This window comes from Natrialba aegyptia DSM 13077 (genome assembly GCF_000337535.1).
GTDB lineage: Archaea > Halobacteriota > Halobacteria > Halobacteriales > Natrialbaceae > Natrialba > Natrialba aegyptia.
The window spans coordinates 84422-106294 of sequence record NZ_AOIP01000033.1; the positions used below are offsets into that span (position 1 = coordinate 84422).

Annotated in this window: 20 protein-coding genes; 9 read left to right on the forward strand and 11 right to left on the reverse strand. The window is 53.9% G+C overall.

Translation table 11 applies throughout. From position 1 onward, the window contains the following. The first annotated feature begins 238 nt into the window (after nucleotides 1–238). Nucleotides 239–1621, forward strand: coding sequence for a nickel pincer cofactor biosynthesis protein LarC (larC, locus tag C480_RS16180; RefSeq protein ID WP_006666689.1), 1383 nt, complete (start codon nucleotides 239–241; stop codon nucleotides 1619–1621). A gap of 105 nt (nucleotides 1622–1726) precedes the next feature. On the opposite strand, the gene C480_RS16185 is transcribed toward larC, so the two are convergent. Continuing rightward, nucleotides 1727–2089 (reverse strand): hypothetical protein, encoded by a 363-nt coding sequence (locus C480_RS16185; protein ID WP_006666690.1) that lies wholly within the window; start codon nucleotides 2087–2089, stop codon nucleotides 1727–1729. A gap of 667 nt (nucleotides 2090–2756) precedes the next feature. On the opposite strand from C480_RS16185, the gene C480_RS16190 reads away from it, so the two are divergent. Then, entirely contained in the window at nucleotides 2757–4250 is a 1494-nt protein-coding gene (locus C480_RS16190) for a hypothetical protein (RefSeq protein WP_006666691.1), read from the forward strand. 321 nt (nucleotides 4251–4571) lie between these two features. Here C480_RS16190 and C480_RS16195 read toward each other — a convergent pair whose 3' ends face one another. Continuing rightward, the gene (locus tag C480_RS16195) at nucleotides 4572–4838 is read right to left on the reverse strand and encodes a hypothetical protein (RefSeq protein WP_006666692.1); all 267 of its coding nucleotides are present in this window, start codon (nucleotides 4836–4838) and stop codon (nucleotides 4572–4574) included. Nucleotides 4839–5304: 466 nt separating this feature from the next. Here C480_RS16195 and C480_RS16200 point away from each other — a divergent pair, with 466 nt between their 5' ends. From C480_RS16200 to C480_RS16210, 3 genes are all read left to right on the forward strand, one after another. Beyond that, complete coding sequence (locus C480_RS16200; protein ID WP_006666694.1) at nucleotides 5305–5838, forward strand: hypothetical protein; 534 nt, start codon at nucleotides 5305–5307, stop codon at nucleotides 5836–5838. Nucleotides 5839–6159: 321 nt separating this feature from the next. Further along, on the forward strand, nucleotides 6160–7005 hold the full coding sequence (locus C480_RS16205; RefSeq protein ID WP_006666695.1) for a DUF4330 family protein: 846 nt from the start codon (nucleotides 6160–6162) through the stop codon (nucleotides 7003–7005). Nucleotides 7006–7118: 113 nt separating this feature from the next. Then, entirely contained in the window at nucleotides 7119–7895 is a 777-nt protein-coding gene (locus C480_RS16210) for a hypothetical protein (protein ID WP_006666696.1), read from the forward strand. Nucleotides 7896–8212: 317 nt separating this feature from the next. Here the strand turns inward: C480_RS16210 and C480_RS16215 are convergent, their stop codons facing one another. Both C480_RS16215 and C480_RS16220 read right to left on the reverse strand, forming a co-directional pair. Beyond that, a complete protein-coding gene (locus C480_RS16215; protein ID WP_006666697.1) occupies nucleotides 8213–9160 on the reverse strand; it encodes a hypothetical protein in 948 nt (315 codons plus the stop codon). Beyond that, nucleotides 9153–9512 (reverse strand): hypothetical protein, encoded by a 360-nt coding sequence (locus C480_RS16220; protein ID WP_006666698.1) that lies wholly within the window; start codon nucleotides 9510–9512, stop codon nucleotides 9153–9155. Before C480_RS16220 ends, C480_RS16215 begins: the two co-directional genes overlap by 8 nt. A 232-nt stretch (nucleotides 9513–9744) precedes the next feature. Between C480_RS16220 and C480_RS16225 the strand changes: the two genes are divergently transcribed. Continuing rightward, nucleotides 9745–10005 (forward strand): MarR family transcriptional regulator, encoded by a 261-nt coding sequence (locus C480_RS16225; RefSeq protein WP_006666699.1) that lies wholly within the window; start codon nucleotides 9745–9747, stop codon nucleotides 10003–10005. A 79-nt stretch (nucleotides 10006–10084) separates the two neighbouring features. Here C480_RS16225 and C480_RS22305 read toward each other — a convergent pair whose 3' ends face one another. From C480_RS22305 to C480_RS16245, 6 genes are all read right to left on the reverse strand, one after another. Beyond that, nucleotides 10085–11269, reverse strand: a complete 1185-nt coding sequence (locus C480_RS22305) for a polysaccharide pyruvyl transferase family protein (RefSeq protein ID WP_006666700.1) — start codon at nucleotides 11267–11269, stop codon at nucleotides 10085–10087. A gap of 181 nt (nucleotides 11270–11450) precedes the next feature. Next, nucleotides 11451–12905, reverse strand: a complete 1455-nt coding sequence (locus C480_RS22310) for a lipopolysaccharide biosynthesis protein (protein ID WP_083873393.1) — start codon at nucleotides 12903–12905, stop codon at nucleotides 11451–11453. A 76-nt stretch (nucleotides 12906–12981) separates the two neighbouring features. Further along, complete coding sequence (locus C480_RS22315) at nucleotides 12982–13884, reverse strand: glycosyltransferase family 2 protein (protein ID WP_083873394.1); 903 nt, start codon at nucleotides 13882–13884, stop codon at nucleotides 12982–12984. 53 nt (nucleotides 13885–13937) lie between these two features. Continuing rightward, on the reverse strand, nucleotides 13938–15368 hold the full coding sequence (locus tag C480_RS16235; protein ID WP_083873395.1) for an oligosaccharide repeat unit polymerase: 1431 nt from the start codon (nucleotides 15366–15368) through the stop codon (nucleotides 13938–13940). Nucleotides 15369–15377: 9 nt separating this feature from the next. Next, on the reverse strand, nucleotides 15378–16850 hold the full coding sequence (locus tag C480_RS16240) for a sulfatase-like hydrolase/transferase (RefSeq protein WP_049903813.1): 1473 nt from the start codon (nucleotides 16848–16850) through the stop codon (nucleotides 15378–15380). An 18-nt stretch (nucleotides 16851–16868) separates the two neighbouring features. Beyond that, nucleotides 16869–17618 (reverse strand): glycosyltransferase family 4 protein, encoded by a 750-nt coding sequence (locus tag C480_RS16245; RefSeq protein WP_394296354.1) that lies wholly within the window; start codon nucleotides 17616–17618, stop codon nucleotides 16869–16871. 494 nt (nucleotides 17619–18112) lie between these two features. On the opposite strand from C480_RS16245, the gene C480_RS16250 reads away from it, so the two are divergent. After that, nucleotides 18113–19576, forward strand: a complete 1464-nt coding sequence (locus C480_RS16250) for a sulfatase (protein ID WP_049903815.1) — start codon at nucleotides 18113–18115, stop codon at nucleotides 19574–19576. 13 nt (nucleotides 19577–19589) lie between these two features. Here C480_RS16250 and C480_RS16255 read toward each other — a convergent pair whose 3' ends face one another. Then, complete coding sequence (locus tag C480_RS16255) at nucleotides 19590–20681, reverse strand: glycosyltransferase family 4 protein (protein WP_006666706.1); 1092 nt, start codon at nucleotides 20679–20681, stop codon at nucleotides 19590–19592. 164 nt (nucleotides 20682–20845) lie between these two features. On the opposite strand from C480_RS16255, the gene C480_RS16260 reads away from it, so the two are divergent. After that, entirely contained in the window at nucleotides 20846–21361 is a 516-nt protein-coding gene (locus tag C480_RS16260; protein ID WP_006666707.1) for a single stranded DNA-binding domain-containing protein, read from the forward strand. After that, the gene (locus tag C480_RS16265; RefSeq protein WP_006666708.1) at nucleotides 21354–21836 is read left to right on the forward strand and encodes a metal-dependent hydrolase; all 483 of its coding nucleotides are present in this window, start codon (nucleotides 21354–21356) and stop codon (nucleotides 21834–21836) included. The genes C480_RS16260 and C480_RS16265 overlap by 8 nt, the downstream gene beginning before the upstream one ends. The last annotated feature ends 37 nt before the right edge of the window (nucleotides 21837–21873 follow it).

The following is a 21873-nucleotide window of genomic DNA, read 5'->3' on the forward strand; positions in this document are numbered from 1 at the left end:
AGGATCCACGGCAATGTCTGTGACTCCGATTCCGGATCGGATAGGTTTTTTGCTCATCTGAGTTTGCTAGGTGCTACCAAATCTATGTTTGGCTGGAAGCTACATAGAAGTGTCGACGGCGGTGGGTTTTGAGAGAATCGGAGAAAGACTCACGGTCGCGGACTCGCGCCCGCAGTCACCGGGCGGTCTCGAGAAGATGGCTTTTTGCGCTCGGCACCGACTCCATACGTATATCACGATGACGCTACTCGCCTTCGACGGCCGCATGGGTGCAAGCGGCGACATGCTCCTCGCCGCCCTCCTCGATGCCGGCGCTGATCCCGACCGCCTCGAGTTCATCGCGGACGAACTCGCGGTCGAATACCGCATCGCCGAGACGGACAAGTGCGGGATCACGGGGACGACGGTCGATGTGGTTCTCACCGACGAACGGTCCGAGTCCGACAGTGCGACGAACGCGGATGCTGATGCGGACGCCGATACTGATGCGGATTCGGCGGAGACGGCTGCGGAGGCAGCCGAGGACAACCAGAAGCGCGGACACGAACACGCACACGAGCACACGCAGGGACAACACAGCCACGACGGCCACCCTAGCCACGACGACCACACGCACGCCGAAGGTCACGGCCCCTATCGCAGCTATCGGGAAGTCCGTGCTATCGTCGACGCGATGGGGCTCCCCGAACCCGTCGAGCGCGATGCCCTCGCCATCTTCGAACGCCTCGGCGAGGCCGAAGCCAGCGTTCACGGCACGGCCCTCGAAGACATCCACTTCCACGAGGTCGGTGCCGACGACGCCATCGCGGATATCGTCGGGACAGTCGTCCTCCTCCACGATCTGGACCCGGACCGCGTCGTGACGACACCCCTCGCGACCGGCGGCGGCTCCGCTTCAATGGCCCACGGCGAGTATCCCGTCCCCACACCCGCCGTCGTCGAACTCGCGGCGGACGCCGACTGGGCACTCCGAGGCGGCCCCGTCGACGCCGAACTGCTCACCCCCACCGGTGCTGCCATCCTCGCCCACGTCGCCGACGGCGTCGACTCGCTCCCCGAACTCGAACTCACAAGCGCAGGCTACGGAGCCGGCGGCTACGACCTCGACCCCCACCCGAACGTGCTCCGCGTCCTGGTCGGCGAGGGTGGCGGCGGACTGGTGAAAGACGATATCGCCGTCCTCGAGACGAACCTCGACGACGCCGCGCCCGAGGTTCTGGGCGGCCTGCAGGAAACCCTGGCCGATGCGGGCGCGCGCGACGTCTCAATCGTTCCGGTCACGATGAAGAAATCCCGTCCCGGCCACCTCGTGAAGGTGATCTGCAAACCCGAAGACAGACGGCGGGTCGCCAGGCGACTGGCCGAGGAGACCGGAACGCTGGGAGTTCGCGACGCCGGCGCAACCCACCGCTGGATCGCCCAGCGCGAGTTCAGAACGGCCGCCGTCGAACTCGCGGGCGACACCTACGAGGTGACGGTGAAGGTTGCAAGCGACAGCGACGGCGAGATCTACGACGTGAGCGCGGAGTACGACGACGCGGCAGCGGTCGCCGAGGAGGCGGGAGTAGCGATTCGGACAGTTGTCGAGCGGACCGAACGGTCCGTGCTGGAGACGCTGTGAGCACGGTCGCCTCGTGAACTCGGACGACGAGGGCGGAGACGAAGCGCAGCTATGGCCGGTAAAAATTGGAAGAAGTGTGGTCGACGTCAGGGCTTCTGAATACGATTACAGCCCGTCAAGTCCGTCAACGGCGATGTCTCCGACATCGACGTTGATGTTGTCACCGGATTCGGCGGATACGTCTTCGATCTCGTTTTCGTTCGTCTGTTCGACGAGCTGCACCTGGTTCACTTCAGCATCCGAATAACTGAACGTGGAGCTGTGGTAACCGACGGAGAACGGACTGGATGATGACTCAGCAACGCCTACTTGCGCGTTGTTGTTCTCCTGGTCGACATCGATGTCAACCGTTGCGTCTCCCGTCTCCTGATCAACGTCGTTCTGTGCTGCGGCAGTCCCGGCGAATCCCATAAACATGAGTCCGCCGATGAGCGCTACCGTCAGTGTAATTGCGAGTGTTCGCTTCATAGTTGGTAGTTGGTGTTCCTGAGGCACGCAACACACGGTGGACTCCGGTCGTAAGTGACGACCTCCACTCGGTGTGACGCGTTGCCCGGTTCCAACGCACTATCGAGGGGAACTTGAACCCGAACAACGGTTTCACGGTGAATACTTCGATTAGGCCCGCTGAAGCCGGACCTATCGTCGTGTGTCTGGACCTACACATCCTTAGAAACCGGTAATTCGGCGGATTGAGGGGGTGATACGCCCGAGTCGGTCGGCAGACACAGCCACACGAGACAATCACTCACCCGCTTCTGACTGTAACGCGGTCGTACGGTTCCAGCGCCGCTAACGACCGACTTTGCCGGCTGAAACAGTTACTGAACTCGAACCGTCGGGTCGATTTAGTACCGGTGAACGCGCGTTGTTTGGCAAGATGGCTTCGAAAGAGGGTTTATCACAACACACGTCCAGTTTCTTGCGCTCGAAGTCTGCTCCTTCGGCTAATAAGCCACCCGCTTCCACGCAGTAGGGACTTCCATCGACCCGGCAACTACCAGATAACAAAGTCTATCATCGGGATACGACGTTTTGCGCCGTGGAGGTACAGAAACAAAAGACTCTCACGGCACAGATCAAACGAAACATGAGTACCACAACGACGAGACGGTCACGATGTACGACCGTCCTGATGGCGTGTATCGTCGCCCTATCGATGCTCGCTGTGGGCGCCCCCGCAGCCGCAGCCGGTGAGGACACTACACCGAGTTCGAACGGCGTACACACGCTCGACAATGGTGAGGAACTGTATCTCGTCTTCGGTGCCGACCTCGACGGGATGACACTCGACGAATACATCGAGACCCACGCGTCGGGGGAGACCGATGCCGAAGTGAGCCAGTACCAGGATGTCGACCAGGTTAACATCAACCAGCAATCGAACGCGACGTCCATCTCGATCGACGGCGGCGAGGCAACCGCGGTCCAAGAGGCGAACCAGTACAACGACAACGAACAGTTCGGCGAGGCGCTCGCCGGATCCGGGATTGGTGAATCGACCTCCTTCGAGGACGTCGGAACTGTCAACGTCGTCATCGGGAACGGTGACGGCAAGCAGTTCGACGGCTGGGGTATCGCCGACAAGAAAGGCGACAAGGGTGAAGTCGACCCCGACCAGGCTGCCGAAGCCGAAGTCACCCAGAGCCAGCTCGTTGGACAGCTGAACTACAACGAGCAAAGCACCGCGTTCGCCCTCGCGGCGAACAACAGCGAAGCGCTCTCGATCCAGCAGTCCCAACAGACCAACCAGAACCTCCAGCAGGGAGTCGCAAACGCCACGAACGTCTACGCTGGCGGCGGCGAGTTCCTCGACCAATCGGCCGAGGCCACAGTCGAGCAGGGCCAGAACGCCGATCAGATGAACTACAACGAGCAAGACAGCGCGGTCGCAATCGCCGTCGGCAACAACAGCACCGCGACGGCGATCCAGCTCACCGAACAGACCAACTTCAACGAGCAGATCGGCGAAGCGGACGCCGAAAACATCCTCTCGTCGATGCCCGGCATGGCCATCGCCACCGCGGGCGTCGACAACCCCGAGATGATGGACGAAGCCGCACAGGCGGCCGAGACGCTCGGTGAAGAGTCGGACAAGAAGGACGACGACCACCACAAGAAAGGCGACAAGACCGCTCAGACGGCGACCTCCGGCGTCAGCCAGACGCAGGAAGTCGAACAGATGAACGTCAACCTCCAGAGCACTGCGATGGCGATCGCGACCAACGGCAGCGAAGCCACCGCAGTCCAGCTGGCCCACCAGCAGAACATCAACACGCAGGTCGGGTTCGCTGACGCGCTGAACGTCTACGCCGGCCCGGGCTACATGCACGACAGTGTCATCTACTCCGACACGACGAGCATGACCCTCGGCGGCGGCGACGTCGAAGGTGCACCGGGTATCGCGTTCGACTACGACGCACAGCAGACCAACGAGGTCGAGCAGGAAGCGAGTGCACAGATCGAACAGGTCCAGTACGTGCTCCAGGAGAACATCAACGAGCAGCAGGCCGCCATCGCCGTCGCCGAAGACGGTGGCACCGCTGACTCCGCACAGGTAGCCCTCCAGGAGAACGAAAACGTCCAGTTCGGCGCTGTCGCCGCAACAAATGTCTGGGTCGGCGCGTAATCCGCTACGTTAGCACCCATTCAACGCGACCTCGACTATTCAACAGCATCGTTTCTTCTGTTTCTTTCCCGCCGCTCGGTCGTCACAAGTCGGCGTCTACTCGTTATTGACTGCCAGCGTATGCGCACGCGCGAGACGGTGACAGCACCACAATACTGATCAGCGGCGAAACCGACTCGCAGCGGAACTGTTCGTAGCCCGATACCGCATAACGGAACTGACACCACACCGTCAGCCTCGATCTCGGTCCCGAGTTCAAGCATTCAGTACCGGACCGGCAACCAGAAAGGACGGATCGCTACTGGTAGTTGTCGCGGCTGTTCAGAACGGGAACCAGTCGTCAGCGACGCCGTCGCCACCTTCATCGCCGCTGTTCACTTCATCGAACAGTCCGTCACCGAACTCGGCGATCGCCGAAGACATCGACTCGGGTATCTCCGGGACGTCCGTTCCCGTTTCAGACGTTTCGTTGACAATTGATTCCTCGAGTATCTCCTGTGAACTCTCGTTGGTGATCGTCTCGTTGACCTCGACGGAGTCCGAGGACGACTGGGCTGAAACTGCCGCAGTGAATCCGGCACCGATCACTACCGTAAGGAGACCAACGATGAGTACCAGTGAAACTGTGCGCGAACGCGAAGCGAACCAGTGTGTTTGACTCATGAATATGATACTGCCCGAGGGGCACTCGTGGCTCACCACCGATGATAATAGTCGTCCGTGGCAGTTGCACGCCTATCGTGACCTTTCATCTCGATAGGTGAACATTTGTGACGGCTGGTGGCAGTCACCACTCCCGACGGTCGACATCGGAAATTACCCCGACCACACCATCGAACGCGGCACCGTTGTACCAGCCGTAACTGCGTAATTCGTCCCTACTCAACGACTGTGTACAATCTTGCAGCCAGCAGCGCTGGGTGAGCGCCGTCAGAACCGGCCTCTCAAGAATTGCTCTCCTGTCGAAGCGAAAGCCGTCGTTGGACACTTTCCCCGTCCTGACCGTTCGTCTCCCGTGAGAAAAGGCCATTACGCGCGCTCGTGTGCTGGCGATATGGCCCTGCACCCGGATGATCATGAGCTAAACCGACGCACATTCATCACGCTCAGCGCGACGGGAGGTCTCGCCGCCCTCGCCGGCTGTCTCAGCGGCACCACATGGCCCGATGGCGATGGCTCATCGAATGACACCCCGTCGGACTCCCAGACGGCAGGCGACCTCGACTCGATCTCCGACGACTCCGACGTGATCGATCGATTCGAACGCCGATCCAGCAACGACGACTGGACCGTCGCGGATGGTGCATACGGCATTCGCATCGAAAACACGACCGACGAGGATCTCCCGATTACGCTTCGACTCGACTACGACAGCGACCCGGTCCTCGATCAGGACGTCACCATCCCGGCCGCAAGTGAACTCGTGATCGAACTGTCCGGTGGCGGCACCTACGACATGGCGATCGAAGCTGACGGACTGGAGAGCGAAACGACCACCACCTGGTCGCCCGACGATTGCAAGACCGGGACAACGGAGCTGACCATCGGAACCGGCGGCATCGAAACGGACACGTCGATCTCGTGTTGAAATGGATCGTCCTTGAGGATGTCTAACCGATTATTCTTTACTTGATTCGTCAGACCGTGTGAGAGTCGATAAGATGTCAATCCCCCCGCCGGCTGTATCGCTGGCTACCGCACGCCGTTTGACTGTGAATACTTATTGTCGAAGGATAACTTATTTAGTATCGTACATACAGACCTGTGCTATGAACGTCCACACGTCCGTAACAAGCGGTGCTCGCCCGCGAGTTTCGCTCACCAGCGTGAGTATGAGAACGGTCGAATCGGTCGGAAAGACAGCGACGACTCGTGACCGGCGACGACATGCAACATGCGGACCCGATCTATGCCACTAATTGACGACGACGGCGACCTCCTCGGCGTCATCAACGTCATCGACGCACTCGTCGTCGTACTGTTGCTCGTGGTCGTCGCCGCCGGCGTCGGCCTCGTCATGAGCGTAAATTCGGACGGGGAGCCGGCCGCAGCGGGTGGTCCGAACGGTGACCCGGAGACGCGATACGTCACGCTCGAGTTGGGTTCCCAACCCGACTACGTCGCGGACCGACTCGACGAGAACGAAACCGCTGCCATCGCTGGTACCGACGACAACGTCACCCTCACCGATGTCTTCATGACCGCGCCGACGGTCAATGAGACCCAGACCATTCACGTCCGCGCAGCGGTCGAGGGCCTGGCCGACGACGACGCCCACGATCGCGACCACTTCCGCGTCGGCGGCGACCCGCTCCGGCTCGGTGACGACCTCCGCCTCGATCTGGGCTGGCACGCCACGAACGGCACCGTCACCGATCTCAGCACCGAGGGCGAGACGCTCGCAATCGAACCGACAACGACCGTTGTCGATGTCGAACTCGACAACGTCGATCCCGACGTCGCGGACGAACTCGTCGAAAACGCGAGCGAAACCGCCCGCGGCGAGACGATCGCGACCGTCACATCCGTCGAGCGCGAACCGGCGACCGTGATCATCGAAAGCGACGACGGGAACATCTACGAGCGTGAACACCCGCGGAACGAGCGCGTCACCCTCACGGTCGAGTTACGGACCACCGAGCACGAACGCGAAACCGGCACCCGATTCCGGGGTGAACGGCTCGAGGCCGGAACCACTATTGCACTGGACCTCGACACGACGACTGTCAGCGGAACCGTTACCGGTATCGAGTGACGCCGGTGTCTGTGCGTCGTCTATGGTCGACTCAGAAATCGGGTCTCCGGAGCCAGTCGAACGCTCGCACCGATCACTGACCAGTTCACATCGCCGGGAGCGGGAGGAAATCCGTGGCTAAGTCATCAGACGAGCCACCGGCGGATTCCCGAGCGGAGGATGAGCAGCCGTCCGTTCGCGACCACGTCGAGACAGTCGTCGCGAGCTCGCGACTCACAACCATCGGCTCGTCGCTGGTACGAGTCGGTTCGCGGGTACGGAACGGGATCGCGAACTCCCGGCTCGCTGCCATCGGCTCGTCGCTCTCGCGGCGCGGATCCACGCTTCGGAGCGGTGTCGCGAACTCCCGGCTGGCCGCCGTCGGCGCGACCTGGAAGGGTCACCTCGAGTCCACGTACTGCTATCGCTGGCTGACGACGGAGCCGGAGCCCGAGGTCATCGTCATCGACCTCCGCGAGACGCGAGCGGTCGGCCCGATCATCCGGCTCGTCGATCGCGTGGTGGGCGAACTCGCGACCGCACTGGAAACGTCCGGCGTTGCTCGGCGGGGACGGGACCTGCGGGACGCAATTCGTGCACGGCCGATCCGCGTGACGAGTCTGGTCGTTCTTCCGGCGGTTGCTGTGTCGCTGCTCGCGTCGATCGTCACCGGGAGCGGGGGATCGATATCGACGCCCGTCGTCGTCGGCCACCTGCTCGTCGCCGGCCTGGCGGCGGTCGGCACTCGCTCCCGGCGAAGCCTGGCTGCCCTGCTGGATACCCGCGCCGGGCAGGTGCTCGTCGCGGCGTTCGAACCGCCGGCGCCGCCGGCCCGAGCGAACTCGCAACAGCGAGGGGAGCACGACCACCAGTCCGGCACGGAATCCCCACCGGAACAGCACGAGCGGTAATCGCACCCGCTCGCTGCACTCGATTACTCGATGTCTTCTCGGCGGCTTTGGATACCACTCGAACGAGTCGTCGATACGACTCGGCGTGCGATTTCGAGCGGCGACAGCAACCGATCCCGTGGACAGCCGTCGTCTTCGGAGCGCCACGGGCAGCCGTCTCCCGTGTGGACTGCCGCGGACTGCTCGCAGGGAGACCCGCAGCTACCGCCAGTGCAGACAGCCGCTCGTGAACCGTGGCGTCGGTGTTCGCGTGGAGAGCGCGGCTCTCGCCAAGGAGTCAGCGTGAACTCGAGAGCGAAACCGGCGGATGGACGCTGTTATCCGTGGACATCAGTTGTCGGTGGAGACGACTCGGGTGACGCGTCTTCGTCCGTCCCGTTCGACTGCCGGTCTCGGTTTGGGTTGCTCCGTGTTCGACCGGTTTCGCCCGGAATCGCGGCATCGGCGGGGAGGATCAGCCGTCGTTCGGTGTACTCGAGGCCGTTCTTGCGCTGGGTCGTCCGCCGAACCGCGAGTCGGTGCTTCGAAAGATCGAGCAGGGCGTCAATGGTCCGCGAGACGAGTTTCTTCGCGTAGGTCTCGCTCGTCCCGGGTTCCTGTCGTCGAATCCAGTGTTTCAGATCGCTCGCCGTGACGAACGCGCGAACGTTCTTGCAGCCGGGCTCCCAGGGATCGTCGCCGATGCTCGGGTCGGTACGTGCCTGCCAGAGTGCGGCCGCGAGTCTGGTCGGGACCGTGTTGGCGGCTGCCCGGCGTCTGTCCGTGTCCATCCTGGCGAGTTGCTGGATCGGCAGCAAGTCACCGTAGGCGAGCGAGACGTGCCCCGAATCGAGCGGGTCGGCGCTGTCCGGAACGCGAAAATATGAACGGCCGTCGTCCTTGGTGATCCGTTCGAGCCGATCACCCTGCACCTCGAGTTCGTGTTCGTCGACGGTGGCGGTTTCGAGGTGAGCTCCCTTCTCGAGTTCGCGCGCCTGGAGTTCTTCGATGCGGGCCTTGTTTGCGCCGGTACGGTTGCGCGTGGCGTCGGCGAGCGCGTCGATTTGTTGGAGGCGGTCGTCGTGGGCGTCGAGGCGGGTGGCGTGATCGTGGCAGGCGTTCTCGTGCGTCTCCAGGCGGTCGTCGTGGTTGGCGAGACGCGGCTCGAGGGTATCGAGGCGGTCTATCGCCGTTTCGAGTCGGGCTTCGAGGGTGGCGATCCGATCGTCCTTGCGCCGGAGTTCGGCCTCCAGTGTTTCGACGCGCTCGCGAAGGGTGTCAGTCATCTCGCTCCTCCTGGGTGTCGGTCCGTCGCGAGTCGTCCTCGAACCGGTCCGGGTCCGGGCCGGAGTAGGTCGTCACGCCCTCGGGCCGATAGGGAATCGCCGCCTCGGGGCCGATCAGGAGCAGGCCGATCCGACTGGTCTCGGCTCTGATCTCGCGAAGTCGCCGGCGGACCTCCCGGCGCTGTGTCGCGTCGAGGTCGTCGAGCGCCGGCGCGTCCGGTGGCGTCGTCTTGACGAGGAGCGCCCTCGTGAGCCGGTCGATTGCTTCGAGGTGGGTCTCGAGTGGGTCGTTCGGGTCGATCGCGTACTGCCGGTCGGGGCTTTCATTACCCCGTGTCTCGTCGTTTGACATGGCTTCCGTAGGGGAATTACGGGAGCTTCTCGCGGACTCGGTGCCGCTAACACCAGTCCGCTATTTTGCAACTCTGAGATTAAGAGTCACGTGCAGCTTCCGTATTGAACATCATATGCTCCACTGACATAAATCTTGACTACGAACGTGGTTTTGTTAATGCTACGAAAATGGTTTTCTCCTCTCAGATAGTACTGATTTTTCCGTTCTGCTAGCGGGATATCGTGAATAGATGGTTGACCGGGTACCTTGGATGGCTCCTGTCGACTACGAAATTATGCTCTTCTTCGATGAGCATGCGATCCAGGTTTCCCCGCGGGTTCTTGCAGCGAACATCGAGTACGATCGTCAGTATGTAAGCAAGCGCTGTCGGATACTCTCTGAATCAGGGTTGTTAGAAGCTGTCGATACTGGACTCTATCAACTTACAGAGACCGGGGAGGAGTATCTTGAGGGGGAGCTTGATGTGAGTGAGCTCGGAACAAGTGAGTAAGGTAGTCTCCGATGAAACGGCACTAATGAAGTCCTGTCTCTTCAACTATTAGTGGATATTCTTCTCCACGGACTACCAACTAGATCATCCTTCTAAAACCAGTAATACCTGTTTTGGCAAATAATAGCGGTACTCGAGTTCGTGAACAGTTAGTTGATTTAGACTGTACCCTTGGTATAATATTCTGCGCTGCCATTTCGCAGTCTTCAATTGCATTTTTTGTCTTTGCACTAAGTCCGGTCTCCCATTGGGCTTCTATTTCGGACGCTAACGAAGCGGAATCAAGATCATCACAATTAAGGGATGTTGGCGCGTGTAAGCGTTGAAGATGAGCAATACATTTTGGTGCATACGGTATTCCAACAAATGGAGTTCTAACCAGAGCTGCAAAGATAATGCTGTGAAGGCGCATCCCAACAACCAATCGTGAACGATCAATCACTGCTATTATTTCCTCATATGTTAGTTCGTCGTCCCAAACAATTGTCTCAACATCCAGCATTCGAGTTGCAATTCGTTGTGCTATGTCAATGTCCGAGGTGGCCCCTCCCCGCTGAACGTGGAAGGGTATAAATATAATTTTGCAATCTTGGTTCTTGGCAACAATCGTTAATGCATTTGCGAGAGCAGGCTCATCAACCTCTCTATCAGATGGCTCTCGAACTGATACAACAATTGTTTTTGAACCAACACACTTAGATAGTGATGTTGAGAGTGTGATGCGTTCTACATCAAATTCATATCCAAAGACAGGATCAACACAGACATCAATAGGTCCAGAGACGCCCACATTCCGAAGTCTACTAGCTGTCTGTTTATCTCGAACAGTGACAGCAGCAGCATGGGATAACATAGGTTGCGCTAATTTATTACTCTGATTTGCAAACGGACCTGATCCAACACTCACTGTTGCCACGCGTGCCCCAACCGCTCGGGCAATTGCAATTAAGATAGAATATTTGAGCATCTTTCGATGACCAAAAAGTCCTCCCCCACCAATCCAGACTTGATCGACATTGCAAACGGTTGATAACCACTTTCTTGACGGGAATCCATTTTGGGGTTGATATCGAGTTATGCAGCCATCAACATCATGGAGTGTTTTAGTATATATTGGATCTGAACTGGAGACAATAATATCCGCATCTGGATCATATGATCGGATTTGCTGAATGAGGGCTGCTAAAATCGCTTCATCGCCAGCATTCCTATGTCCGTAGAACCCGTCAATAAGGACTGATCCAACCGCCTCTAGATCGGACATTCAGGTTTTACACTAACTACAACAATATATTAATATGAGTGGTGAAATTAGTTAGTTGTTCGAATTATGTATATCATAACCCAGAATAGTTATTAAAGCGCCAATATCTGATCTGTATCTTAGAAGAGTACACCAGCATTCCTAAAAAGAGAGATTATTCTGTATCAATCCGTGAGCTAAGCTATCGTGTGAAAGTGGATTTTACAGAATGGATTAGGAATAAGATCTCATCTATACGAATGCCACGAGACAGAATAAGAACAAGTGCATATACAAAAACAGATATTATAACCAATAGAAATATATTTTGGTATCCAGATAATATTGCAATGCTATACATTATCATCGCTGCCAGAGATGACTTGATAGTGAAAACCTTCTCAAAGTTAATTTGATATCTTCGACGTGATAATGAGTAAATCATAACGAATGCGAAAAGGTTTGCGATTAATGTTGCAAGTGCCGCACCTATTATTCCATATATTGGAATCAAAACTATATTGAATAATATATTCGCGGCAACGCTTATGATACGTATTATCGATACGAGTTTAGTTTCTTCAGCAGCATAGAATAATTGGCGATAAAGAGTTTCCAGACCAATAAAGAGAATTCCAAGAGCGATAATTGGAAGGAGTAGTACTGCCTGTCCTGCAATCTTGCCTGTCGACAATAATTCAAGCAGTTGATTTCCAATTAGATAAAGGCCAACGATGGAAGGAATAGCAAGCCCTATGAGATATCGTGACCCGTTTGACAGAAAACGATAGCAATCAGCTTGATTTCCTTCCATCCACAGACGGCTAAATTCAGGAAAGAAGGTGAGTCGAAGGGGTAGAATATACATTCGTAGGAGTTTGGCAACAGAATATGCGACTGAGTAGATACCTACAAAATTCGCACCGAGAAAGAAACCAATAAGTAGACGATCAATACGGTCTTGGAACATGCCCAGTAGATCAGTCACTGAAATCGGGATTGAATAACGAAGATAGGTATTAAAACCGGAAATAGTTGGTTGATGGATTCCAGTTGCACGAATCACAGTCATTTGAATAACAACTGCAAAAAGCGCTTCAACAGCAACGATGGCTATTATTAGCCCGCGTAAGCCCCACCCAGCAACAAAAACCACAAAGATTACTGTGAAAACATTTATATATGTTTTGACACCTTCTAAGACAGAATATAATTTTACATTCATATCTACACGATACCAATTTTGAGCCATGACTTGAGAAGCATAAATAGGAATCAGAAGTGATCCAATACGAAATAATTCTGTATAGCGATCTGATCCTAAGAAGAGTTCTGAAAAAGGTGCAGCCAGTGCAAAAACAATAGTTGCAAACAGACTACTGAGTCCAAGGGCAGCAAATGTGAGCGAAATATAAAGAGAACCACGATCTGCCGTGTTACGTTCTTGTGCGTATCGAATCAAGGCTCGTTCAAAACCTAATCGAGAAAATGTAGCAAATAATGTGGAGATGACTAGTAGTTGTGTGAAAGCGCCATAGGAGGCCGTACCAAGCGATTTTGTAATAACCGGGATAAAAACGAGGCCACGGACTTTCTGTGAGAGATTGATTAAGGTTGATACAACAATATCAGAGGAGAGCTTTTTTTCAAGAACCATTCATCTGGTAATCCACGGACTGGCATCAAATATATGTTGCAATAAAAGAGTCACGGATGAATACTTAGATATCAAATTATTTATTATTTTGTACATATTTTAATAACCATCTATTTCCAATAGGAAGGGTTGAGATGAAAAGTAAAATCAATAGTCTTATAGTTATTTTCTTGTTCTTTAATAAATTGAGAAGAACGGATCTTGCATCACCGATTCTGTTCTCATCAGAGATCAGTGTTTTTGCATAGAGGAGCTTGGCTTTTAATTCCCTCTCTTCACGATATGGTTCTAACTCTGGGTATCGTTCAACTAGGTCATTGATCTCTAACAATTGCATTTTAAACGCTTGGTCTCGGTCTGCCGTTAACGAATCTGAACGCTTCCGTTTATATGATAGTGGTTCACCAATTCGAGCCGGGGTATAATCAGCGAAAATACGTGTCCAAAGATGGGGATCTTCGCGAACACTGAATCGGTTGTCGAACCGTTCTTGATCAAGTACATCTTTTCGGGTTAGAACAGATCTTGATCCAACTCCCCCTTCACGGAAATATTTGATGTGATGATTTTCATAATCGTCAATTGGAGGCGACGAGATATACGAAATAGCCCCATCATAGATAAGATACTCATCGGAGTATACAATGTCATAACCATCATTGAGTAGAGGTAGTTGTTTTGATAATTTATCCTGATTCCAGAAATCATCTGCATCACAAAATCCAATGACATCTCCCGTAGCAGCATCAATTCCCTGATTTCTTGCAGCAGCAACACCATCTGGTTCTACCCAGGTATATTCCACATTTTCGCCATAATTGGCTGCTATTTCTTGAACTTGACTATGATCACTAGAATCAACTATAATCACTTCTACCATACTATCTGTATCTTGTTTGACGATACTGTCAATCGCCTGTTCTAGATATTCTGTATCATTATATGTAGGAAGTATTGTTGATACAGATAATGGTGGCATGGACTGTGCTTGTGATAGCCAATATATTAGTCTTTACTGCGTGTCAGCAGCCCTTACTTCCAATAAATCCCATCTAAAAATATTATTGGTAATAAAAGAATCATGGAACTCATGCTATTCCATAATACATTATTCGTCAACCCATTCATAGAGATTAAGAAAAGGGATGTAGAGTAGATAAATAAAAACATTGGAGAATGACCGTTTTTCCTCAACAATTCATACAAGTATCGCAGTACCAATCCCGTCACTAGAGCTCCAATAACGATCCCAGGATATCCTAGATCCACATAGAATCGACCGATTTCCCCGGGAGGTCTTCCTCCGCTTTGATTGGGTAAGATCACCCGTCTGAATTTTGAGCCAACAGTGAGAACTGGTTTCTCAGACCAGATCGATCGCGGGATCCAGTTTAGCGGCACACGAAAAACAAATGTCCCCCAATAAAACCCGAATTGTTCCGGAACAACCTCTAGGGTAGCGATCAGACTGTCTAAAGTATCGTTATGAATGCCTGCAGTAAGGAGGCGGACAAGGTCCATGTTGACAATTGCTTCTGTGATTGTCCTATTTCGCCGTAAGGAACCGGTGAGAAGTACAGTAACAGCGATCACCGCCCCAGCGATAGGTATTGTGAGTGTTTTCACCCACTGATGGAATTTATCCTGAACGAACGTGAGACCACTCGTTTTGATATCCAGAAGACCATATATTGTTGAATAGTAGATAAGCACGATGAAATTCACAATAATACCTAATGCACTACCTCTACCACCAAGAAGGAAGAATGCAACTACGATAGGCCCGACCGGAACTAGATGTCTTATTTTTGGTTTTTTATTGTCAGCCAATATTGAGACAAACCAAACTGTATAGCCAAGGTGTAACAACTGAGCGCCAAGCTGAAGATGATAAGAACCTGCAAAAATCGAGCTACGAGGGCGTGTAGAGGTGAATAAAAGAAACAGGTTACCACCTAGGGCTGAAGAAACCAATACGAGATAGAAGACACTTCCCAAGAACATATAGAGGTACCCCATCTTCCTCAGAATATTTGAATTGTGTTGAACATTAGTTGGATATATTTGGGGAATAGCTATGAATCGGCTGATATCTATATAATATCCCACTAGAACCAGTGCGAAAAATATAACATAAAGTGTCGTAATTAGGAGGAATGCAGTTGAGAAATCTGTGGAAACTACCTCTGAATATCGGAGAAATGGATCTTGTAGATAGACACGATCAAAAATTGCGATTGCAAACATAAGCATAAACGCTGTGTAGACGATGATCGGCTCTAAGAGGTCAAAAGAACCTCTCTGAAGAGATACAATTACGGGTACGAAACATAGAATAAACAGTATAGATAAGAGAGTCCCTTGAAACCCGAGGAAGAAGAAAGTCACCCCAATAACTGAACCGAACAGAATGATGGTAATCATTGGTGTGAGCCATCGCCGAATAGACTGGTTATGATTCATTTTTGCTTCTTATTGAAGATAACCCAGATCCTCAAGTCGCTCTTGGGTTGAACTGGACATGTCAACAGTAGGTGATTCCGAAACATTATCAAATAATCCGAGTTGTTTATCAAGAACTAATGTGAGTTCGTCAACTTTCTCTGGATATTCGTTCGATATTTCACATTGTTCAAATGGATCGGAAGAGATATTATATAACTCTGAGGAACCATCAGATCCTTTGATGAATTTCCAATCTGTGTCCCGTATTGCGTGAAGCGTTCGGTCGTATTTTCGAATATCGGTAGGTAAGTGTCCGGTTCGCGTTTTCAATGCGTTCATTGACGGCTGAGGTTTCATATACTCACTAAAGATATATTCTTTTCCGCCTTCTGTCATTAGTTCTTGCAGGCCTCGTACTGAGTGTGAGGAATTCTCAATTGCCTCATTCTTGACTATTTCTAAGAGTGTGGGATATATGTCTTTGAGTTCAACGAGTTCGTCACACGTGTTGCCGGCAGGGAATTGTTCAGGGTATCGAATGAGAAGAGGGACATGTAAGAGCGTATCGTAGAGACAGTACTGGTGGTCCATCAACCCATGATCACCGATATTCTCCCCATGATCACCAGTAATCACGATCATTGTCTCTTCTAACAGATCGTGCTCCGTGAGGTACTCGTAGACCTGCCCAATGCGATAGTCGAGATACCGAAGTTCAGCCTTGTATAAGGCGGATAGTGCCTCAAAATCGCGCTCGTTCATCTCGATTTGACCGCAAATATAGGCCCACGCATCCTGATTGACCGCCTCCGCATACGATGGATCCATTCCTTCTGGAAGGAACTCGTCTCTGAATTTCTTCGGCGGATCGTATTCGAGATGCGGCTCGAGATAATTCACAAACATAAAGAACGGCTGGTCGGGATTCCGCGACGAAGAGAGCCAGCGGCGAATTCGCCAATTGGTGAGATATGCACCGCTATCATACCGTTCTCGGAGAAACTTCGCATAGACCGCATTGAGTAACGTTCGATGCCCGTCGCGACGACAGAGCGCCTTTCCGACCGCCTGAGATTGCTCGAGGAGACCGTCTTTTTCTTTAGCGATTGAGATGAGATCGGTATCACTCTCCACCAAACTCATGCTCGTTTTAAATTGATCAAAACCTCTATCAAATCCGAATTCGGGAGAAATCCAAACATTGTTCGAAAAAGCAACAGTTTGATAGCCAGAATCGTTGAGTTGTTCTGCTAGGGGAGGGACATCGGGATCGAAGTACTTCGAGCCGGCGTGAGTAGCATGAGTCGAGGTGTATTGACCCGTAAACAGTGAGGCGTGTGACGGGAGCGTCCACGGCGCTGTAGTAAACGCATTGGTGAAGAGAGACCCCTCATTCGCCAGTTGATGGAAATTCGGCATTATCTCTTCACTGTTGAGGACCGTTTGTGCCCTCGCTGTATCCATAACAATCAACAGAATATTTGGTTGTGGATTATCCATTGTGGCGAGTATCGTCTGTTAGTCACTAGTCTCGTTGACTCTTCTAAAGAATTGCTCGTACTGTGAATTGTAATTCTCGATCGAGAACAGTTCCTGTATTATCTCTCGCCCTCGTTTCCCCATTGACGATCGCTTACTAGGATTATCTAAAAGCGAGAGCACAGGTTGGATAATAGCAGTAGTATCTTCAGGTTCAATTAGGTACCCGTTTTGTCCATCGATTACTACGTTTGATGTGCCACCAACATCGGTTGCAACTACAGGAACCTCCATTGCAAGTGCTTCTCGTACTGATCCAGGAATTCCTTCATTCAACGACGGAAGCACAAACACATCTAAGGTATTCAAGAAGTGGGGCATGTCATCGATCCATCCGATAAACTCCACGTGATCTTCGATGTTGTGCCGATGAACTCGTTCTTTTAGACGCTCTTTGTACTCTTTACCACCATCGGGGGGTTTTCCGGCGATCGAGAGTGTAACGTTCTCCTTTTCTGCAAGGATGGTAGGGAGTGCATCAATAAGGTAGCCAAGCCCCTTTCGGGGAGAGATCGATGCTGCAGTACCAATTCGGAACTCCTCTTCTTCCCTAGTGCCCTCGAATTGTCGAGGATCAAACTCACTAGTATCTATTCCTTTATGGAAGATCGTGAATTGGTCGCGACAGCGCTCATACTGTGTTGCAGAAAAGATCCGCTGTGCTTGTTCTTCCGATTCGATGAAAACGTGATCAACTGCTCTCAAGGCGATCGAGTTCAAGTATCGCACTTTCCCGTTCGATTCGAGGCCAAGTCCAATGTTCCAGATAGTCGGTGTAGAGGTGACTGAGATATAAGGGAGGAGTGTCAGAACCGCTCGCAGATTTTTACACCAAATGATGTCTGCACTATAAAGAACCGAATAGACGTTCCAATTGAATTGCAAAATACGAAGGCCTGCTCGGGGGAGGAGAGACGAATTCGCCAACAGCTTTCGATTGTAAGTATCGAGAGCCCCGCGAAACGGGATTATTTTGACCGCTATGCCGTGGTTTCGAGCACGCTCACAGAGTTCATCAGTTGTATTCGAAAGCAAAATTGGATCAAAGTGATCTCGATCCAACGACTGTAATAGCCGTAATAGCATCTTCGACCCGCCACCAAATGTGTCTGACCCGATATGAAAGAAAATGACTCGGATCTGTTCACCCATTTATCAATTCGTAGTTGCTGGGGAGTTGGAAAAGTATAACGGTCCAACCCGGTGATTGAGTAGATGATCGAATGACAGAGCAGAACGTAATTGTCGTTCTGATGGATACTGCTAATTTCCCAGCGGTTACGGTAGTTCGCGGACAGACGGACACGTTCTTAACCGAGCTCGTAGCTCAAGGGACCGAATATACGAACACGTTTGGATCTGCCCCGTGGTCGCTTCCCTCCCATGCATCGGTCTTTACTGGCGCGTATTCCACGAAACACGGTGCGCATGCAGGATACAAACACCTCAATGAGGCGCACATAACGTTACCGGAGGCCTTTCAAAAGAACGGCTACGAGACCGTTGCAGTCTCGAACAATACCTGGATCAGCGAAGAGTTCGGATTCGGGCGGGGCTTCCAGACCTTCCAGAAGAGTTGGCAGTACGTCCAGTCGGACATCGACCTTGGACGAATCGCACGGACCGAGGAGGGGACGGACAAACTCACGACACTCGGTCGGGAACTGTTTTCGGGGAATCCGCTCGTCAATCTCGTGAACGCTATCTACGGAAAGTTCGTCCGGTACCACCACGATGACGGGGCGAAACACACGAACGAGTGGATAGACGGGTGGCTCACCGACCGAGACGACTCCGATCCGTTCTTCCTCTTTGTCAACTACCTCGAACCGCATCTCGAGTACCGTCCACCCGAAGAGTTCGCCGAGCAGTTCCTTCCGGCGGGCGTGTCCTACGACGAAGCGATGGACATCCCGCAGGATGCCTGGGGATACATTGCGGGTACAGTCGAGTTGTCTGACCGCGACTTCGAGATACTCCGCGGGCTCTATCGAGCCGAGATCGCCTATCTCGATCATCGGATCGGCGAACTCAAAGCGCTCCTCGAGAAGCACAACGAGTGGGAAGACACGATCTTCGTGGTGACGGGAGACCACGGGGAAAACATCGGCGATCACGGCCTGATGGACCACCAGTACTGCCTGTACGATACGCTGTTACACGTTCCGCTGGTGATTCACGGCGGCTCGTTCACGGATCACGGTACGATTGACGAACTCGTGCAACTCACGGACGTTGCACCGACGCTTCTCGATGAAGTCGGGATCAAAGCGCCCGAGTTCCGCGAGCAGATACAGGGTCGCTCGTTCCATCCCGATGCCGAAACGGAGCCGCGCGAACGGATTATCGCGGAGTACATGGCACCCCAGCCGTCGATGGACGCACTGGAGAAGCGTGTCGGGGACCTCCCGGACGAGATCGATCAATACGACCGGTCGCTCCGAACGATTCGAACGGAGGAATGGAAGCTCATTCGAGGTTCAGACGGATCGCTCGAACTATACGACGTTGGTTCCGATCCGGAAGAATCTGCGAACGTCGCCGATCAACATCCGGATGTCGTCGCCGATCTGCAGGCGGAACTCGATGAGTGGGTGAACTCGTTCGAGCACGCCGAGCACGACGGAAGCGTATCGATGCGTGATGAAACGAAAGAACGACTCGAAGATCTCGGCTATCTCCAGTAAGCACTAGCGTGGACTAGGAGTGAGCAATACGTTCTAGTGCGGCTGTTGTCTCGTCGACCGTCTGTTCCCACCGAAACTGTGAATCAAGCTCTGGGTCCGGTGACTGTTTCAGGAGTTCGAGTATTTGTGCACCGAATGCGTCGACAGTATCGATCGACTCGTATGCGATCGTATCGCCGAAAGCCGACCGAACCTGTGGCAGTTCGGAACACACTACTGGCACACCTGCTGAGAGTGATTCCATAATCGTCCGCGGGACACCTTCTGCTCGACTCGAGAGCACGAATAGATCTGCATCCCGATAAACGGTCGGCATCTCGTCGTACGGAAGTTGCCCGAGGAAGGTTACTGCATCCTCGATCCCTAACTCTACAGATCGAGTCACGAGTTCGTCTTTGAGTGTTCCCTCCCCACAGAAGTACAGCGTTGCATCCGGCAACTCCTCAGCAACAGCGGCAAACGCTTCGAGGGCAACCGTCGGTCGCTTTCCCTCGACTAACCGTCCGACGAACAACACGACAGGCCCATCACTCTCGATCAACTCACTCTCTGAACCGTTAGGCGTGAACCGTTCGGTATCGATCCCGTTCGACACCACCTCGATCCGACTCGAGACGCCGAACTCGCGCACGCGTTCCTTGTCGGTGTCCGTGTAGCAAAACACGACGTCAGCCCGGTTGAACGTCCATCGACCGATCGACCGCAGATAGAGATCGAAGACCCACTCCGGCGCGTTCTGCGAGTACAGTCCGTGGTTTGTGATCGCGAGCGGAATATCCCCGAGGAAGCGCTTCAGTGCGGCCAAGTTCGTCGAAAAGTACAGGTGAGAGTGCGCGTGCAGTACGTCGAAGTCCTCGGCTGCGGAGAGATACTGCGCGAGTCCGGGGCTGATATCGTTCCCCAGAAGCGTCACTGCGGGATCGTACCGAACCACCGTGTATCCGTCGCGTTCCTCAACGTGAGGGAGAGAGTCATCGTACCGCACCGTCAGGACGGTCACGTCGTGTCCCATCGCCGCCTGGTCGCGACTCATCGCGTGGACGTGGTACGGTCCGCCCCCTTTCACGTCGGGATAGACCTTCTGTGCGACCCGAAGAATTCGCATTCGTCCGACATTCACAGCGACGAGGCTAATGCGTTATCGTTCGTCTCAATCACTGCCGGTGGAATCGGGCCTCATTCCCGAGTGCAGCCAAACAGACAATCCACACCAATCACACCAATCCGAAGCATAACGACCAAGTACCGAATCCGAGAGCACGAAAACGAATGCGCCCGGCAGTCAGAGTCATCGTTGCAACACTGCTCCTCACAACCCTCGCCGGGCTCTGTGTCCATTACGGCGCAACCTACGACGAGCACTGGCCCCATCCGACGGGGGATCAGCTGCAGGACGACCCTGGCCAGTTCACCGACCAGCAGGTCCTTCTGTTCGGAGAGGTCCAGACCGCGGCCGAAGACACGATCGCCATCCACGTCCACGACGACGCCGGCGACATCGCGGCTGAACTCGAGGTGACGAACGTCGACAAATCAGTCGAGCCAGGTGGCATGGTACAGGTGTACGGTGTGCTCGACTCGGATCAGACGATGACGGCCGAGAAAACAGTTGTCGTCAACCGAAGCGACGGCGCATCGACGTACAAATACGTCGTCTCTCTCGCTGGAGCTCTCCTTGCAATCGGCTATTTTTGCAAACACTGGCAGCCCCTTCCGCAGAAACTCGGATTCGAGCCGCGAACGGGCCGGACAGAACGCGATACAGCAGGACCGAACGATGGCTGACCTCCTGACCCACGTCCTTGCGGCCTACACGCTCTTCACCGTCGCGAGCTGGCGATTCGAGTGGTTCACGAAACGCTGGGTGGCGATCGCGATGATCGGGGCACTGCTTCCTGACCTCAACCGGCTCGGACTGCTCGTCATCGATGCAACGCTCGAGTCGGTGCTCGGAGTGCCGTTTAGTCTCGACGCGATGCAGACGATCGGTGGCGTCTGCCTGCTCGCCGGTGTCGGTGCCGTCGTCCTCACAGAGCGTCATCGACGAGCATTCGGATTCCTGCTTGCGGGAGCGTTCTCACACCTCGTCATCGACGGGCTCAAAGCATACGCCGATGGCGCAGCTGGGACGTGGCTCTATCCGATCACGTGGTACCGCCATCCGACACCGAACCTCTACGTCTCATCGGACCCTACCGTGCTTGTCCTCACAGGAATCATCGCCGGGAGCGTGTTCCTCTACGAACGATACTGGCTGTGAACCGGCGGACGAAACACCGGCCCACGGGCCACAGGAC

Bases quoted from the DNA above. Each gene is read 5' to 3' on its own strand.
- C480_RS16255 (WP_006666706.1), bottom strand. From the start codon at position 20,681: ATGCGAATTCTTCGGGTCGCACAGAAGGTCTATCCCGACGTGAAAGGG.
- C480_RS16205 (WP_006666695.1), top strand. From the start codon at position 6,160: ATGCCACTAATTGACGACGACGGCGACCTCCTCGGCGTCATCAACGTC.
- C480_RS16225 (WP_006666699.1), top strand. From the start codon at position 9,745: ATGGTTGACCGGGTACCTTGGATGGCTCCTGTCGACTACGAAATTATG.
- C480_RS16240 (WP_049903813.1), bottom strand. From the start codon at position 16,850: ATGGATAATCCACAACCAAATATTCTGTTGATTGTTATGGATACAGCG.
- C480_RS16185 (WP_006666690.1), bottom strand. From the start codon at position 2,089: ATGAAGCGAACACTCGCAATTACACTGACGGTAGCGCTCATCGGCGGA.
- C480_RS16265 (WP_006666708.1), top strand. From the start codon at position 21,354: ATGGCTGACCTCCTGACCCACGTCCTTGCGGCCTACACGCTCTTCACC.
- C480_RS16260 (WP_006666707.1), top strand. From the start codon at position 20,846: ATGCGCCCGGCAGTCAGAGTCATCGTTGCAACACTGCTCCTCACAACC.
- C480_RS16200 (WP_006666694.1), top strand. From the start codon at position 5,305: ATGGCCCTGCACCCGGATGATCATGAGCTAAACCGACGCACATTCATC.
- C480_RS22305 (WP_006666700.1), bottom strand. From the start codon at position 11,269: ATGTCCGATCTAGAGGCGGTTGGATCAGTCCTTATTGACGGGTTCTAC.
- C480_RS16235 (WP_083873395.1), bottom strand. From the start codon at position 15,368: ATGAATCATAACCAGTCTATTCGGCGATGGCTCACACCAATGATTACC.
- C480_RS16250 (WP_049903815.1), top strand. From the start codon at position 18,113: ATGACAGAGCAGAACGTAATTGTCGTTCTGATGGATACTGCTAATTTC.
- larC (WP_006666689.1), top strand. From the start codon at position 239: ATGACGCTACTCGCCTTCGACGGCCGCATGGGTGCAAGCGGCGACATG.
- C480_RS16190 (WP_006666691.1), top strand. From the start codon at position 2,757: ATGGCGTGTATCGTCGCCCTATCGATGCTCGCTGTGGGCGCCCCCGCA.
- C480_RS16220 (WP_006666698.1), bottom strand. From the start codon at position 9,512: ATGTCAAACGACGAGACACGGGGTAATGAAAGCCCCGACCGGCAGTAC.
- C480_RS22315 (WP_083873394.1), bottom strand. From the start codon at position 13,884: ATGCCACCATTATCTGTATCAACAATACTTCCTACATATAATGATACA.
- C480_RS16215 (WP_006666697.1), bottom strand. From the start codon at position 9,160: ATGACTGACACCCTTCGCGAGCGCGTCGAAACACTGGAGGCCGAACTC.
- C480_RS22310 (WP_083873393.1), bottom strand. From the start codon at position 12,905: ATGGTTCTTGAAAAAAAGCTCTCCTCTGATATTGTTGTATCAACCTTA.